The following is a 14,857-nucleotide window of genomic DNA, read 5'->3' on the forward strand; positions in this document are numbered from 1 at the left end:
ACCATGAGCGCCACCGCAGAGCGAGCCAGGCCGGCTCCCACCACCACCGGATCACGAGTCACCATGGTGCTCGGGATCATCTCGCTGATCGGTCTCGGCGCAGTGGCGCTGTTCGGGCTGGTCATCAGTCCGCCCGACACGGAGCTGGGCGAGACCATCCGGATCCTCTACATGCACGTGCCGACGGTGTCGGTCGCCTACCTCGCGTTCGTGATCACAGCGGTGGCGTCGGTCGCCTACCTGTGGAAGCGCACAGAGTTCTGGGACCTGCTCGCTGCCTCGTCAGCGGAGATCGGTGTGCTGTTCTTCGCACTCACGATCTTCAACGGAATGATGTGGGGAAAGGTCACCTGGGGGGTGTTCTGGCGCTGGGAGCCCCGACTCGTCACGACGACCGTGCTGTTCATCACCTACATCGGGTACCTGGTCGTGCGCTCGATCCCTGCACAGCCCCGCACCCGCGGCACCGTCAGCGCCGTCATCGGGATCATGGCGGTCATCAACATCCCGATCACCCACAAGGCGGTTGACTGGTGGCGCGGGCTGCACCAGTCGCGGTCGGTGCTCGGAACGGTGGATCCTGAGATGCAGGGCATGCAGTTGTTCACCACCTATCTGTCGCTGGCCGTGTTCATGGTCCTGTTCGCCTGGCTTCTCATGCACCGCTTCCGGTTGGCCTGGCTGTCCGAACGAGCCGCGGATGTCGGCCTCGAGGGAGCGATCGCTCAGCGGCGAGCAGAAGGAGCCTCGAAATGAGCACCGGTACGTACATCGCCATCGCCTGGACGGTGACCATGGTCGTCGTGGCGCTCTACTCACTGTGGATCATCAAGCGCGGCCGGGAACTCTCGGCCGAGGTCCCGGAGGACCAGCGCCGATGGATGTGACCGACGATCCGGAGTCCCCCGACGCCGAACCGGTGAACGGCGAAGGGGCGCCATCCGCTCCCGGGTCGGCCGACTTCGACCTCGCGCCCCGTACGGGGCCGTCGAGTGCAGCGGCGCCGCGCTCCTCGAGGCGTTGGATTCCGCTCGTCGCAATCGTGCTGTTGTTGGCCGCGCTCGGCTTCGTGCTGTTCCAGGGCCTCAATGACGCAGCCACGTTCTTCTACAACGTCGATGAGGCCGTCGAGCAGCGCAGTGACCTCGAGGGCGAACGATTCCGGATGCAGGGCAATGTGGTCGAGGGGTCAGTCGAGCAGACCGACACGGGTGTCGACTTCGTGATCACCTTCGAAGGCGTGGAGATGCCGGTGACTCACACAGGCACCCCACCCGAACTCTTCGGGTCACAGATCCCGGTCGTGCTCGAGGGCAGCTTCGAGGGCGATGGCTTCGCCAGCGACGAGATCCTCATTCGCCACGACAACGAGTACGACGAGGAGAACCCCGACCGCGTTGCCGACGCCGAGCGCGACGCGCAGGCGCTGGCCGGCGACCCAGCCGAGGGAGCCGGGCCGCGGTGAACAGGGCCCTGGGGCTTGCCGGGGTCGTCATTGCCCTGCTGGCGGCGCTGGCGGGGATCGTCGCGATCCTGTCGGGACTTCGTTCGCAGCGGCCAGGACACCTGCGCTCCGCACGCGGCTGGGCAGGGCTCGTGCTGCTCGGGGCGTTCGTGGCGTTCCTGGCCATGCAGCGCGCACTGATCACGCGCGACTTCACCGTGGAGTACGTGGCCAACAACGGCTCCAGCACGACCCCGCCGCTGTTCAACGTGGCCACGCTCTGGTCGGCGCTCGAGGGGTCGATCCTGCTGTGGGTGCTGATCCTCGCCGGCTACCTCTATGCGGTTGCGCACCGCTTCCGCCGCCGGCTCACCGATCCGCTCGTCGCCTGGGCGCTGCTCACCATCTTCGTGGTGTCGGTTTTCTTCCTCGTGATGCTGCTGACCGCAGCCAACCCGTTCGGTCAGTTCGACCCGCCCGTCGGCTACGACGGCCCGGGACCGAATCCGCTGCTGCAGAACCACATCCTCGTGGCCTTTCACCCGCCGATGCTCTATCTCGGTTACGTCGGGTTCGTGGTGCCGTTCGCGTTCGCAATCGGGTCCCTCGTGTCGGGCCGGCTGGGCGAGGGCTGGCTGGTGGAGACCCGCCGCTGGACCCTGTTCGCGTGGGCATTCCTGACCGCCGGAATCATCCTCGGGGGTTGGTGGAGCTATGAGGTCCTGGGGTGGGGCGGGTACTGGGCGTGGGACCCGGTGGAGAACGCCTCGCTGTTGCCCTGGCTCACCGGCACCGCCTACCTGCACTCCGTGATGGTCCAGGAGCGCCACGGAATGCTGCGGGTGTGGAACATCGCGTTGTTGTGCGCGACGTTCAGCCTCACGATCCTCGGCACGTTCCTCACCCGGTCGGGTGTGGTCGAGTCGGTCCACGCTTTCGCCTCGGGGGCGGTCGGCCCCATGTTGTTGGGCCTGTTCGGCGTGACGGTGGCGGTGTCGCTCGGGCTCATTGCCTGGCGATCCGAAGAGTTGCGCTCCGTGGGGCGGATCGAGTCGCCGGTGTCGCGTGAAGGGGCGTTCCTGGCCAACAACCTGGTCTTCGCCGCGATGGCCTTCGTCGTGTTGCTCGGCACTGTGTTCCCGCTGATCCTCGAAGCCGTCAACGACGAGCGGGTGTCGGTCGGCGTGCCGTACTTCAACCGCATGACGATGCCGCTCGGGTTCGCCCTGTTGACGCTCATGGCCGTGGCGCCGGCCATGCCCTGGAGGCGAGCGCCGGGAAGCGTGATGCGCGAGAGGCTGTTCTGGCCCGCATGGCTCGGTGTGTCCACGCTCGTGGTTGCAGTCCTCGTCGGAGCGCGCGGGTGGGCGCCGCTGCTCGCCTTTGCGTTGTCGGGCTTCGCCGCCGGTTCCGCGCTGCGCCAGCTCTTCCTGGCCGTGCGCCGCGGCGCATGGCGCGGCCTCGTTGGTCGCTCCAACGGCGGAATGGTCGTGCACCTGGGCACGATCATCGTCGCGTTCGCCTTCGCTGCCAGCTCCAGCTACGTGCGCCAGGCCGAGGTGCAGCTGGCCCCCGGTGAGGAGGTCACCGTGGCCGGCCACACGATCGAGTACCTGGACACGACCACCCGGGGCACTGACAGGGTCGTGACCGTGGCGGCCCGTGTGAGGGTCGACGGTGGCCGGGTGTACGAGCCACGGCTCAACCGCTACCGCAGCAGCGGCATGGTCATCGGAACTCCCTCGGTCAGGGTTGGTCCCACCGAGGACGTGTACCTCGCGCTCACGTCGTCGCCGGAGGCCCGAGGCTCCGGCGCTGATTTGGGCAGTGACGAGATCGGACTGCGGGTGATCATCCAGCCGATGGTGGTCTGGGTGTGGGTCGGCGGGATGGTGATGGTCGGCGGCACCGTCCTTGCGCTGGTCCCTGCGCGCACCCGTGCGAGACCTGATGCCGTGTCCGACGAATCCGGCAACGAGGCAACTGAGGTGGCGACGTGAGCGGTGGACAGGGCGGCATGGGAACGGATCGAGGCGTACGGGAGCAGGCGGCCCCGCCGCGCAGCCCGGTGCCTGCGATCGTGGCTGTCGTCGCGGTGGTGATGGCGGCGCTGGTAGGCCTGTTTCTGTGGGGCATGAGTTCTGACTCCGACAGCGGTCCCGACAGCGCCGCGCAGTTCGAGGACGACTCAGCGCCGTCGCTGGCGGGCACCACGGCCTCCGGCGAACCGTTCGACCTGGCCGACGAGTCGGGCAAGTGGGTGCTGGTCAACTTCTTCGCGACGTGGTGCCCGCCGTGTGTGGCCGAGCATCCGGAGCTGGTCGAGTTCGCCGCCCGCAACGGCGATACCGCAACCGTCGTGTCGGTGGCCTTCGACGAGCCCCCTGAGGTGATCGAGGCGTTCTTCGAAGCCAACGGCGGTGACTGGCCCGTGCTCGCCGACGCTGAAGGCATCCCGCTCGATTGGGGCGTCATCAAGTTGCCCGAGTCGTACCTCGTGTCCCCCGATGGCGTGGTGGTTCAGAAGCTGGAAGGCGGCATCACCGCCGCCGAAATCGAGGAACTGATCGCTGAGCGCAGCGCGGGCGGAGACCCCGGGTGAACCTTCCGGCGGCCGCGCGCCGACACTGGGCCTGGTGGACCGTGATGGCGGTCGTGGTCGCGGGCTTGCTGGTGTTGGCCGGCTCCCGCACGCCACAGGACGGCACGAGCGATGATCGGCTCTACGGCATCGCCGGGCAGCTCAAGTGCCTGCAGTGCGTCGGTGAGTCCGTGGCCGCTTCCCAGGCGCCGCTGGCCGAACAGTTCCGCACCGAGATCCGCCAGCAGATGTCAGCGGGCTCGACCGACGACGAGATCCTTGCATTCTTCGTCGACCGCTACGGCGACGAAGTGCTGCTGGAGCCACCGGCGAGCGGCTTCGGTGCACTTGTGTGGCTGTTGCCTGTGCTGCTCGTGCTGGCCGCCGTCGCCGGTCTGGTCATGGCGTTCGGCCGCTGGCGTGCCAACCAGGAGAATGAAGGCGCGGGTGTGGTGGGTGCCGCCGAGTCGAGCCCGGTGGATGTGTCACAGGCGTCAGACACCGGCGACGAGGTCGGCGCCCGGGAACCGGAGCCGGCGGACCCGGCGCCATGGCGCGGCGCCGCCATCGCGGGTGGCATAGCGGTGTTCCTGCTTCTCGCCGGCTGGCTGGTCGTGTGGGGGAGCGACGACCGCGGTGAGGGCGAACTGACCGGCGGCGTGCCGACCGGACGCGAAGGCGCGGCAGCCTGCCAGCCGCTGGCAATGAGTGATCCCGAAGCCGCCATCGAGTGCTACGACAGGGTCCTGGAATCGTCGCCGACCGACGTGGAAGCACTCACCTACCGGGGTTGGGCCCACATCCGCTCCGGCGAGCAGGCCGCCGGCGTGACCGACCTCGAAGCGGCGGTCGCTGCTGATCCGGCCTACGGCGATGCCCACGTGTTCCTCGCTGTGGTTGCAGCCGACGCGGGTGACTTCCCTGGAGCGGCGCTCGAGCTGGAGCGCTTCTGGGCAACCGAGCCGTCCGAGGTGGCGGTGTCGGTGGTGCAGGCCGAGGGGCTGGAGGCCAGGGTGTTCGTTGGCAACATGTCTCCGGCTGCCCGGGAATGCTGGCTGGCCGCGGATTCGGACGACTCGGGTTCCGGGCTCGACCAGGCCTACCTCGACGCGCTCGGTACGTGCCTCGATGCCGTGCTTGTTGCCGATCCGACTGACAGCGACGCGAGGCTGTGGCGGGCCCGTTCGTATCTGGGTCCGGAGTCGGCGGACGGGGCCACGGCCCGGATCCTGTTGCTCGGGCTGCTGGCCGACGAGCCGGACAATGCGGATGCGTTGGCGCTGTTGGTCCAGCTCGACATCCTCTCCGGGGACCTTGATGCCGCCGAGGCAGGTCTCGAGACCCTCGCAGGACTGCCGAGGGGACCCGCTGCGTTCCTGCTCGGTGACGAGGCGGCGTTGCGTGCAGCGCTCGAGCGTGCCCGGCTGGCATCGGTACCCAATCCCGAAGGTGGCTGAGGGGACGTCGGCGGACGCGCTGCTCCCACTGGACGCGAAAGGGGGCTGGGCGTGAGCCCAGCCCCCTTCACGTCCGGTCAGTGTGAGTGGCCGACTCAGGCGGTCACCCTCGAGGTGTAGATGTGCTCGTAGCCAGGGCCCGTGAAGGTGAACGCCGCCGTGGAAGGCAGGAGCTTGCCGACCCGGATCGCTATGTTGCCGGGTATGTCCTCGATCTCGATGATGCCGTTGTCGAGGCCGGCAAGGGTGAGGCCGAGGTCGAGGGCGTTGGTGAACGCTCCAGCAGTCGGCAGGTGGATCTGGATGGCGGTGCCGAGCATGTCGTCGGGGTCGCCGAGTCCCTCGACCGCAATTGCGATCGCGCCGGGCACGAAGGCGATGAAGTCGTCGATGAGGCCGACTATCAGGTTGATCAGGTCTTCCTCGGTGGGGGGCACGTCAGCGCCGGCGACCAACAGGTTGAGCGAATCGCGCAACAGGCCGGGCAGGGTGGCGTTGATGGTCTCGGTCCAGGCGCACGTGCCGATGAGCACGTCGCGCTCCATGACGAGCGTCATCGTCCCGAAGATCTCGAGCGCCGCGGTCTCGAAGAGCAGGTCACCTATGTCAACGTTCTGCGCCTCGGGGAACGCGATGTCGGCGCCACCGGGCGGGATGGGCACCACGGTGCCCGGCGTACCCACGTCGGTGGCCGGCATGCCGGCTCCGGAGGTGCACTGGGACGCGACCCATGAGTCGGACGAGCCGACCACGCCGAGCTTGGAGCGGAACCCGAGCTGGATCACGTAGGGCTCGTCGCCTGCGTCCCAGTCCTCCTGGTCGACGACCTCGACCGAGACGGGCGAGACCTTCCAGGTCCGTTCGGCGGGTGCAGGCAGCGTGCAGGACGCCGCCAGTACGGCGATCGTTGCCACCATGATTGCGGCGACGGTTAGCTTGCGGTCCATTGACCCCTCCAAGAGCGCGGTTGTGGTCCTGCGGAACTCTAGTGCCTCGTGGTCAGGTGTGCCCGGTGACACACGGCCTCGGCTTGGGGCAGACTGCAGCGGATGGTTCGAATCGGTGGCGGACAGGGCTTCTACGGCGACGGCTACGCGGGTGTGGGGCCGCTTCTGGCCGAGGGCGTCGACTATCTGGTGTGCGAGGCACTGGCAGAACTGACGCTCGCCATTCTCGCCAAGGATCGTGGACGTGACGAAGGCGCGGGGTTCACACGTGACTTGCCCATCTACGCCTCCATGGTCGCTCCGCAGGTCGCCGCGGGCGACACCAGGTTCATCACCAACGCCGGAGGGATCAACCCGATCGCAGCCGGGCGGGCCGTGGTCGAGGCGCTCGGGTCCCAGGGTCACCACGGGATCAAGGTCGCCACTGTCGTCGGTGACGACCTCCGCCCCCACAGCGCGGTTCTCGGCATCACCGATGAAGCGGTGTTCGCCTCGGCCTACCTTGGCGCGGCACCCATCGTGGAGGCCCTTCAAGCCGGCGCCGACATGGTGATCACCGGCCGGGTGGCGGACGCCTCGCTGTTCCTGGCACCACTCATCCACGAGTTCGGGTGGGACGCCCGCGACTGGGACCGACTCGCTGCGGGCGTGACCGTCGGTCACCTGCTCGAGTGTTCCGCGCAGGTGACCGGAGGGAACTACTCGGGCGACTGGTGGGCCCACGGCGACTTCAGCGAGCCGGGGTTCCCGATCGCCGAGTGCGAGCCCGACGGAACGGCGGTGATCACCAAGCCGGCGGGCACCGGCGGAGTCGTGAGCTTCGACACGGTCCGCGAGCAGCTCATGTACGAGGTGCACGATCCGGCTGCCTACCTCAATCCGGACGTCACCGCGGACTTCACGTCGGTGCGCCTCGACGACCTAGGAGACGACCGGGTGGGGATTGCCGACGTGCGCGGCACTCCGCGGCCCGACACCTACAAGGGGCTCGTGTGCACCCGCGCCGGCTTCTCCGGCGAGGCCAGGTTGCCGTACCCGTGGCCCGACGCCGAGGCCAAGGCACGGGCAGCTGCACGCTTCCTGGCCAAGCGCGCGGACGACCTGGGCCTCGACGTGCTCGAGTGGCACGAGGAGTACTTCGGTCTCAATGCTTTCGGCGGGCCCACGGTCGACCTCGCTGCACTCGGTGAGGCAGACCTCGAGCCTCCTGAAGTCATGGGCCGCCTCGTGTGGAGGTGCGAGGACCGAGCCGATGCGGGCCGCCTCATGGCTGAGTACCGCGCCATGGGCCTCGGCGGCCCGCCGATGGTCTCGCCATTCGGTCGCGCCCGTGAGTCGGGCCCGACCCAGCTGCTGGCGCTGGAGGCGATTGCGGTCGATCGCGAGCTGGTCGACGGCTCCGTGGCGCTGTCGATCGAGACCTCCTGACCGGGCGACTCAGCGGAGCTTGTCCCAGGAGCCCTTGGCGTACCGGGTGCCGTCCCAGCCCTCGAGGGCCCACACGGAACCCTTGGCGAAGCCGGCCTTGCCGGCGATTCGCATGCCCCGCAACTCGTTGGCCCGCACCAGCTCGGGGATCACGTCGCCGTGGGTGCAGAGCACCACCTTGCTCTCGGCCAGTTCCTCGATCAGCGGCCACGTGCCCAACAGGTCGGTCCCCTCGCGCAGGCGGCGCTCAACGACGACCTCGAGTCCGAGCACCTCCGCCAGAGGTTCCACGGTCTCGACACAACGGGGCAGCGGACTCGAGAGTATGCGACTGATGGGTTCCACCCCCAGGTGGTCCGCCACGGCGACAGCCTGGCGGAGCCCCTTGTCGTCGAGGTGGCGTTCCGTGTCGTTGGGGTCTGCGTTGTTGCGTCGCCCCGCCGATCCGTGGCGCACCAGGTACAGCGTCATGGTTCGAGCAACGCTAGCGGGGTGCCCGGGGCGCAGCTAGCTTGCGTACATGGTCCGGGTCTGCCTGCGAGACATCTGTGGAGTTCGTTCCGGCGACAAGGGTGATCGGTCCGATCTCACGCTCTTCATGGACGACGACGCTGCCTACGACGCCGTCTGTGCAGCCGTGACCCCAGAGGCTGTGGCCGCCCACTTCGGTGACCTGGTCGCGGGCGATGTCGAACGCTACGAGGTGCCCAACATCTGGGCGCTCAAGTTCGTGCTCAACGATGCCCTGGGCGGTGGCGGGCCGAGGTCTCTGCGCTCGGACAACCTCGGCAAGACGCTCGGGGGGGCGCTGTTGCGCCTCGAGGTCGACCTGCCAGAGGACGTCGTGGCCAACTCCGCGCGGCGTGGCCGCACAGCGCCGGTGGATCGCACGCCCATCAGCTGACACAGCCGGTGCGGTCGGTTGCCGTTGGCGATCCGAGTCACACGTGAGGGGTCAGTTCCCCTAGGAATGCCTCTGTGGCCATGCGGTCCCGGTGCTGGTGCGCGTGCATGCCGATGGAGGCGGCGCCGGCCACATTCTCGGCGAGGTCGTCGATGAAGGCGGCCCTCGCCGGGTCGACCCCGAGCTCGTCGCACACGATGCGGAACACCTGCGGATCGGGCTTGGCGATTCCGATCTCGGCGGTGTTGAAGACCACGTCGAACTCGTCGAGCAGGTCCAGCACGTGCAGGTCGCGGCGAAGCCTCGTGGTGCCGTTGGACAGAAGTGCAACGAGCAGTCCGTTGCGGAGGCGCCGCAGCAGGCGCACCATCTCGGGGTCCACCACCCCCACGTTGGACTCCCACGTGTCGAGCGCGGGCGCCACGGAGGCGCCGTGCCGTTCGATCACCGTCTCGCGGATGCTGTCCATCCACTGACGGTACGTGAGCTCGCCTGTGATCGCGGCGGGTCCGAGCTCCCGTGAGAACGCCACATCGAGGATGGTGCGTGGCGGCAGGCCGTGGGCCTCCTCGACCGAGTCGAGGTCGTGGTCGTTCCAGTGGCGGATCACGCCATCGAGATCGAACACGACCGCATCGAGCTGCTCGGGTGCCGCGGTCATCGTGTGCCCCGGCCCAGCGCCCGGAGTTCGGACAGCACCTCATCGAGTGCGGACAGGGCTCGGTCGACATCGGCTTCGGTGCTCGACCACCCGGCCGAGATCCGCAGTGAGCGCTGGGCGTCGACCCCCATGGCAAGCAGGACCGGCGACGGCTCGAATGCCTCGCTCGAACACGAGGATCCGGAGTGCACGGCCACCCCGCGTTGGTCGAGCCCGAGCAACACCGGCTGGGGCTCGATGCCGTCGAGCGCCAGGCAGACGAGGTGCGGGGCCCGTTCGTCCGGATGGCCGAGCAGGCTGACTCCGTCGGTACGCGCCGCCCAGTCGATGACCTGCGACGACAGCCCGGCCAGTCGGTCGAGCTCCCCTGCACCGGTGGACGCGAGCTCATCGGCGACAGCGGCCAGCCCCACCGCCGCTGCAATGTTCTCGACTCCGGCTCGCCGGGCTCGTTCCTGGTCCCCGCCCACCATCAGCGGCGCAAGCCGCAGGTTGCGCCTCACGACCGTGACTCCGATTCCCGTCGGGCCACCCAGCTTGTGGCCCGACAGCGTCACGACATCTGCACCGCTGCGGGCCACCTGTGGGGCTGCTGGGCCGGCCTGCGCCGCGTCCACGTGCAACAACCCGGGCATCGCGTCTAGGGCGGCGACAGCTTCGGCCACCGGCTGCATGGTCGCCACTTCGTGGTTGGCCCACTGCAGGTGCACGATCGCCGTGTCGTCGCGCACGGCATCGCTGAGCTCCTCCACGTCGACCGTGCCGGTCGGGTCCACGCCAACCTCTGTGTACGCACAGCGCTGCGCCCAGGTGCGAACAGCGGAGTGTTCCACGGCGCTCGACACGACGTGTCCGCCACCGCTGACGGCAACCCACGAGACGGCAGCGATCGACTCTGTGGCTCCCGAGGTGAACACCACCTGGCGAGCCCGTACGCCCAGCCAGTGCGCGACGCGATCCCGCGCGTCCTCGAGAGTGGCCCTCGCCGCCATGCCTTCGGCATGGATCCTGCCGGGGTCACCGAGCAGGCCGTGGGAGCCGGCATCGGCCACCTCCGCCATCGCTGCCCGAGCGGACTCGCGCAGCGGCGACGTCGAGGCGTGATCGAGGTAGATGCGGCTCATGTCAGGAGCAAGCGCCGCTCAGTCGTCGACGGCCGTGACGCAGTGCTCGTCACCCGCAGCCACGGACGAGCTCAGGTCGACCGAGGTCTCGCCGTAGAGGGTGCCGAGCATCCCGCGCACCATTCCGCGGTCGACGGCACAGATCACGGGGTGTTCGACGGCAGCGTCGCCGAACGGGCAGTGCTCGGTCACGATCCGCAGCTTGTTGCCCTCCTTTTCGGCATGGGCGGCGAAGCCGTGCGCCGACAGCGCGTCGGCCACCGTGTGCAGCGCCGAGCGGAAGCTCGTGGTGCTGTGGTCACCCATCTCCTCTGCCATGGTGCGGCCGAACTCCTCGCCGACTTCCTCGGCCAGACTCGTTGACCGCTCGGGGCCTAACTCGGCGAGGGCCCGGCCCAGCAGCTCGACGAGCACGTCGTCGTGGCGTACGGGTACCTCGAGCTCCATCTGCTCGCCGATCACCCGATAGCGCTTGGAGGGGCGTCCGGCACCGCCTGCCGGCCGTTCGGTGCTCACCTCGAGGTACCCGCCGGATGCGAGCTTGTCGAGGTGGTGACGGGCCACATTGGCGTGGAGGTCGAACTGCTCGGCAACCATCGAAGCGGTGACGCCCTCGGAGCTCTCGTGGGCGAAGAGGTAGATCTCACGGCGCGTGGGGTCGCCGAACGCGCTGGTAATTGCGGTCACCGTCGAGGCGAACTCGGTTGGGGACAGCTGTGGCATGTGCCAATGGTACCGGTCGGCCCTCTGCACACCCGTCGGCGGCACGGTGCGGGGCCGCGGCCCGGGTGGTGATTGGGTTTTCACGGCCAAAGCGGGGAGAATTACCCCCATGGCCTCCCCCCAGAGCACCCCGCAAGACGTGATCGAGGCACTCAGGCCCGTCGAGGATCCCGAACTGCACCGCTCGATCGTGGAACTCGACATGGTTCGCGATGTGTCGGTCCGGGGCAGCGCCGTGTCGCTCAAGATCGTGCTCACGATCCCCGGATGTCCGTTGCGAAACGAGATCCAGCAGCGAGTCGACGACGCGGTGATGGCGCTCGACGGAGTCGAGAGTGTCGAGATCGACTGGGACTCGATGACCGACGCTGAGCGCGCGGCGCTGCGCGAGAAGCTCCATGGCGATCCCTCGGCCTCAGCCGGATCCCAGGACGCTCACGGCCATGCGGAAGGGCGTGCGATCCCCTTCGCGGACCCCGCGTCCAATACAAGGGTGCTGCTGATCGCCTCCGGAAAGGGCGGTGTCGGCAAGTCATCGGTGACCACGAACGTCGCCATAGCGCTGGCCAACCTCGGCAAGCGGGTCGCCGTCGTCGACGCCGACGTGTGGGGATTCTCGATCCCTCGCATGCTGGGGGTGGAGCGGCCACCAGTTGTCATCGACGAGATGATCGTGCCGCCCGAGGCCAACGGGGTGTCGTGCATCTCCATGGGCTTCTTCGTGGAGGACGACCAGCCGGTGATCTGGCGGGGCCCGATGCTCCACAAGGCTCTCGAGCAGTTCCTCACCGACGTGTACTGGGACGACCCCGACTACCTGGTGGTGGACCTTCCGCCGGGTACCGGTGACATCTCGCTCTCGCTTGCCCAGTTCCTGCCCCGTGCCGAGCTCTACGTGGTCACCACGCCGCAGCCGGCAGCACAGCGGGTGGCGCAGCGGGCGGCGTTCATGGGTCACAAGGTCAACCTCGAGGTCAAGGGTGTCATCGAGAACATGTCGTGGTTCACCGGCGACGACGACAAGCGCTACGAGATCTTCGGCAGCGGCGGCGGCGCTGAGCTGGCAGGTCGACTCGATGTCCCCCTGCTCGGTCAGGTCCCCCTGGTTCCAGAGCTGCGCGAGGGCGGCGACTCGGGCCGGCCGATCACCGTGGTCGACCCGGACGGCGAGGCTGCTTCGGCCTTCGCCGCCATCGCCGGGCAGATCGAGGAACTCGCCCCCACCCGGCGCACCCACCCCGAGCTGAAGATCATCTGACCGGGCGGGCCCGGCCCGACCGGCGTTCCGGCTCCGATCCGTCTTCTGTTGGTGCTCAATCACGCCAGGCGTGATTGAGCACCAACAGAACGATGCCTAGGTCCTCGCGTCCTCGGGCCCGTTTCCCGGGCGCCGCTATTGCAGGACGTCGTCGCCGTAGGCGAACAGCCCCGGAGTGCCACCGGTGTGCACCATCACCACGGCTCCGTCATTGCCCAGTTCCCCGCTGCGGCACCGCGCCACGAGCGACGCTGCCGCCTTGCCCGTGTAGACCGGGTCCAGTGCGATGCCCTCGGTCCGGGCAAACAGCGCCAGTGCCTCGCGCATCGCATCCGTGGGCACGCCGTAGCCCTCGCCCAACTGCGCGCCATCGACCTCGATCGTGGCGGCCGGCGCGTGGGGCACACCGATCAGTTCCGACACGCCGGCATCGAGCAGTGTCACTGACTCGACCGACTCAGCGGCCGGGTGCAGCACCGCGACACCGCGTATCGCCGGAGGGGAGTCCGCCCCGGCGGTCCTGGTGCCGCACAACAGGCCGGCCTGCGTGCCGCCTGTGCCGTTGGCGACCACGACGTCATCGACCACCAGACCCAGACGGCTCGCCTGGGCCACGAGCTCGCGGCCCGCTGCCACATAACCCAGCACACCGATCGGCTCGGAGCCTCCGGGAGCGATCCAGCGGGCGTTGGCTCCCGAGGAGGCCAGCTCCGCTTCGAGTTCCGCCGCCGCCTCGCCGATGGAATCGGGGTCACAGAGCCGAACGTCGGCCCCGAAGAGGCCGTCGAGCAGCAGGTTCCCGCCGCTGTTGTACAGCGCGTCATCGCGGGGCACGGTGCGGGTGAGCAGCGCATGGCAGGTGAGTCCGCAACGCGCCGCGGCTGCAGCCGTCTGGCGGGCATGGTTCGACTGCACCGCCCCGAACGTGACCACCGTGTCGCACCCCGAGGCGAGCGCGTCGCCCAGCAGGAACTCGAGCTTGCGGAGCTTGTTGCCACCCAGGCCCGTTTCACCGAGGTCGTCGCGCTTGATCCACACGTCGGCCTCGAGCGCCTCGCCGAGACGCTCGAGGCGCACCAGCGGGGTGGCGGCAGACATCAGGTCCACCCTGGGAAACGACCCGAGGTCAGCCACGGTCGGCCTGTGTGCTGCGTGTTCGGCGTTGGCGCCGCAGCACCCGCCGCGAGGGCCGGCCGTGCAGCCGGTAGAGCTCGGCCATCCGCCCGCGGAACACCGAGCGGTCGAAGCGGCGCTTGGCGTGCGCACGGTTCGCCTCGGAGACCTTGCGTCGCCGGGCCGGATCCTCGAGGAGTTCCTGGATGGCGTTGGCGAAGCCCTCGGCGTCGCCCGCCTCGACCAGGGCGCCGTGGTCGCCGTCGACGATCATGTTGTGGATCGCCTGGATGTCGCTCGCGACGATGGGCACGCCTGCAGCCAGGGACTCGATGACCGTGAAGGGCTGGCCTTCGGTGTAGGTGGGGAACACGTACACATCGGCCTCGCTCAGGTGCCGGTAGACCTCGTCGCGCGGGAGCGGCCCGGTCATGGCCCCGGCGCGCCCCCTTGCGGTGATGAGCTCGCTCATGGCGTCCTTGTCGGGGTCCAGCCCCGGTGTGTTGTCGCCCACGATCCGGAGCTCGAAATCGGTGACGCCGCGCTGCTCGAGGATGTCTAGTGCGTCCATGAGCACCACGAGGCCCTTGCGCTCGAGCATCTCGCCCACGAAGAGGACGACCGGCGGGTCATGGTCGGCGGTCGTCGGTTCGACCTCGTCGACTTCGATCGAGTTGGCGATCACCGGCAATTCGGTGCCGGGCATGTACTGCCGCAGGTTGGGCTCGCCGGCAGCCGCTATGAGGACGTTGGCGTCCACGAGGCGGTCGAGCACCCGAAACGCCCAACGGTGCGGAGTGCTCACGCGGTACTCGCCCGGCGGTTCCATGTACGGGGGCTGGGCGTGGTTGTGCAGCAGCACCCTGGCGCCGCGGGCACGGGCTGCAAGTGCGATCGCCACCTGACGCCATGCCACGAACACCGGGTGCTGCACGGCGTGGCTGTGCACCACCGAGCCGCGTCGGGCGAGGCGAAAGGTGCCCCACGCGTGCTCGAAGGCGCGCGCCACGTTCTGCATGCCGAACTCGCCACGCCGGTCGTCGTTTTGTGAAGTGTTGTAGAAGACGACCTCGAATTCCTGGTCGAGAACCGGGTCTTCCACGATGTCGAGGGCGACCGTGGCGATGCCTCCGCGCATGGGCGGACCGTGCGCCACGACCACTACGCGCACCCCGCTGGCCGCGCGCGATCCCCCTGATGATTCCGCTGCCATACGC

General features: G+C 68.6%; 15 protein-coding genes. 8 read left to right on the top strand and 7 right to left on the bottom strand.

The features are described 5' to 3' along the window. Window positions 1-3: 3 nt before the first annotated feature. The 5 genes from ccsA (at window position 4) to GY812_00330 (ending at window position 5,482) form a co-directional block, all read left to right on the top strand. Complete coding sequence (gene ccsA, locus GY812_00310; GenBank protein MCP4433927.1) at window positions 4-756, top strand: cytochrome c biogenesis protein CcsA; 753 nt, start codon at window positions 4-6, stop codon at window positions 754-756. A gap of 121 nt (window positions 757-877) precedes the next feature. After that, window positions 878-1,465 carry a cytochrome c maturation protein CcmE gene (locus GY812_00315; GenBank protein ID MCP4433928.1) on the top strand — a complete coding sequence of 196 codons (588 nt, stop codon included), beginning with the start codon at window positions 878-880 and terminating at the stop codon, window positions 1,463-1,465. Further along, window positions 1,462-3,444 carry a heme lyase CcmF/NrfE family subunit gene (locus tag GY812_00320; protein ID MCP4433929.1) on the top strand — a complete coding sequence of 661 codons (1,983 nt, stop codon included), beginning with the start codon at window positions 1,462-1,464 and terminating at the stop codon, window positions 3,442-3,444. The genes GY812_00315 and GY812_00320 overlap by 4 nt, the downstream gene beginning before the upstream one ends. A 17-nt stretch (window positions 3,445-3,461) precedes the next feature. Next, window positions 3,462-4,046, top strand: a complete 585-nt coding sequence (locus GY812_00325) for a TlpA family protein disulfide reductase (GenBank protein ID MCP4433930.1) — start codon at window positions 3,462-3,464, stop codon at window positions 4,044-4,046. After that, window positions 4,043-5,482, top strand: coding sequence for a hypothetical protein (locus tag GY812_00330; protein ID MCP4433931.1), 1,440 nt, complete (start codon window positions 4,043-4,045; stop codon window positions 5,480-5,482). The genes GY812_00325 and GY812_00330 overlap by 4 nt, the downstream gene beginning before the upstream one ends. A 95-nt stretch (window positions 5,483-5,577) precedes the next feature. Here the strand turns inward: GY812_00330 and GY812_00335 are convergent, their stop codons facing one another. Continuing rightward, entirely contained in the window at window positions 5,578-6,429 is an 852-nt protein-coding gene (locus GY812_00335; GenBank protein ID MCP4433932.1) for a hypothetical protein, read from the bottom strand. Between the two features lie 102 nt (window positions 6,430-6,531). Here GY812_00335 and GY812_00340 point away from each other — a divergent pair, with 102 nt between their 5' ends. Beyond that, the gene (locus tag GY812_00340) at window positions 6,532-7,857 is read left to right on the top strand and encodes a DUF1446 domain-containing protein (GenBank protein MCP4433933.1); all 1,326 of its coding nucleotides are present in this window, start codon (window positions 6,532-6,534) and stop codon (window positions 7,855-7,857) included. A gap of 9 nt (window positions 7,858-7,866) precedes the next feature. On the opposite strand, the gene GY812_00345 is transcribed toward GY812_00340, so the two are convergent. Then, window positions 7,867-8,328: a histidine phosphatase family protein gene (locus tag GY812_00345; protein ID MCP4433934.1), complete on the bottom strand. Its 462-nt coding sequence runs from the start codon at window positions 8,326-8,328 to the stop codon at window positions 7,867-7,869. Window positions 8,329-8,377: 49 nt separating this feature from the next. Between GY812_00345 and GY812_00350 the strand changes: the two genes are divergently transcribed. Next, complete coding sequence (locus GY812_00350) at window positions 8,378-8,761, top strand: hypothetical protein (protein ID MCP4433935.1); 384 nt, start codon at window positions 8,378-8,380, stop codon at window positions 8,759-8,761. A 37-nt stretch (window positions 8,762-8,798) separates the two neighbouring features. Here the strand turns inward: GY812_00350 and GY812_00355 are convergent, their stop codons facing one another. Genes GY812_00355 through GY812_00365 form a run of 3 tightly spaced genes read right to left on the bottom strand, consistent with a single transcriptional unit; the run spans window position 8,799 to window position 11,269 of the window. Continuing rightward, complete coding sequence (locus GY812_00355; GenBank protein MCP4433936.1) at window positions 8,799-9,422, bottom strand: HAD-IA family hydrolase; 624 nt, start codon at window positions 9,420-9,422, stop codon at window positions 8,799-8,801. Then, entirely contained in the window at window positions 9,419-10,546 is a 1,128-nt protein-coding gene (locus GY812_00360; GenBank protein MCP4433937.1) for an aminotransferase class V-fold PLP-dependent enzyme, read from the bottom strand. Before GY812_00360 ends, GY812_00355 begins: the two co-directional genes overlap by 4 nt. An 18-nt stretch (window positions 10,547-10,564) precedes the next feature. Continuing rightward, window positions 10,565-11,269, bottom strand: a complete 705-nt coding sequence (locus tag GY812_00365; protein ID MCP4433938.1) for a helix-turn-helix domain-containing protein — start codon at window positions 11,267-11,269, stop codon at window positions 10,565-10,567. A 109-nt stretch (window positions 11,270-11,378) separates the two neighbouring features. Between GY812_00365 and GY812_00370 the strand changes: the two genes are divergently transcribed. Further along, the gene (locus tag GY812_00370; GenBank protein MCP4433939.1) at window positions 11,379-12,527 is read left to right on the top strand and encodes an Mrp/NBP35 family ATP-binding protein; all 1,149 of its coding nucleotides are present in this window, start codon (window positions 11,379-11,381) and stop codon (window positions 12,525-12,527) included. Between the two features lie 135 nt (window positions 12,528-12,662). Here the strand turns inward: GY812_00370 and GY812_00375 are convergent, their stop codons facing one another. After that, window positions 12,663-13,625 (bottom strand): D-cysteine desulfhydrase family protein, encoded by a 963-nt coding sequence (locus GY812_00375; protein ID MCP4433940.1) that lies wholly within the window; start codon window positions 13,623-13,625, stop codon window positions 12,663-12,665. A gap of 28 nt (window positions 13,626-13,653) precedes the next feature. Further along, window positions 13,654-14,853: a glycosyltransferase gene (locus GY812_00380; GenBank protein ID MCP4433941.1), complete on the bottom strand. Its 1,200-nt coding sequence runs from the start codon at window positions 14,851-14,853 to the stop codon at window positions 13,654-13,656. Window positions 14,854-14,857: the final 4 nt, after the last annotated feature.

This window comes from Actinomycetes bacterium (genome assembly GCA_024222295.1).
Taxonomy (GTDB): domain Bacteria; phylum Actinomycetota; class Acidimicrobiia; order Acidimicrobiales; family Microtrichaceae; genus JAAEPF01.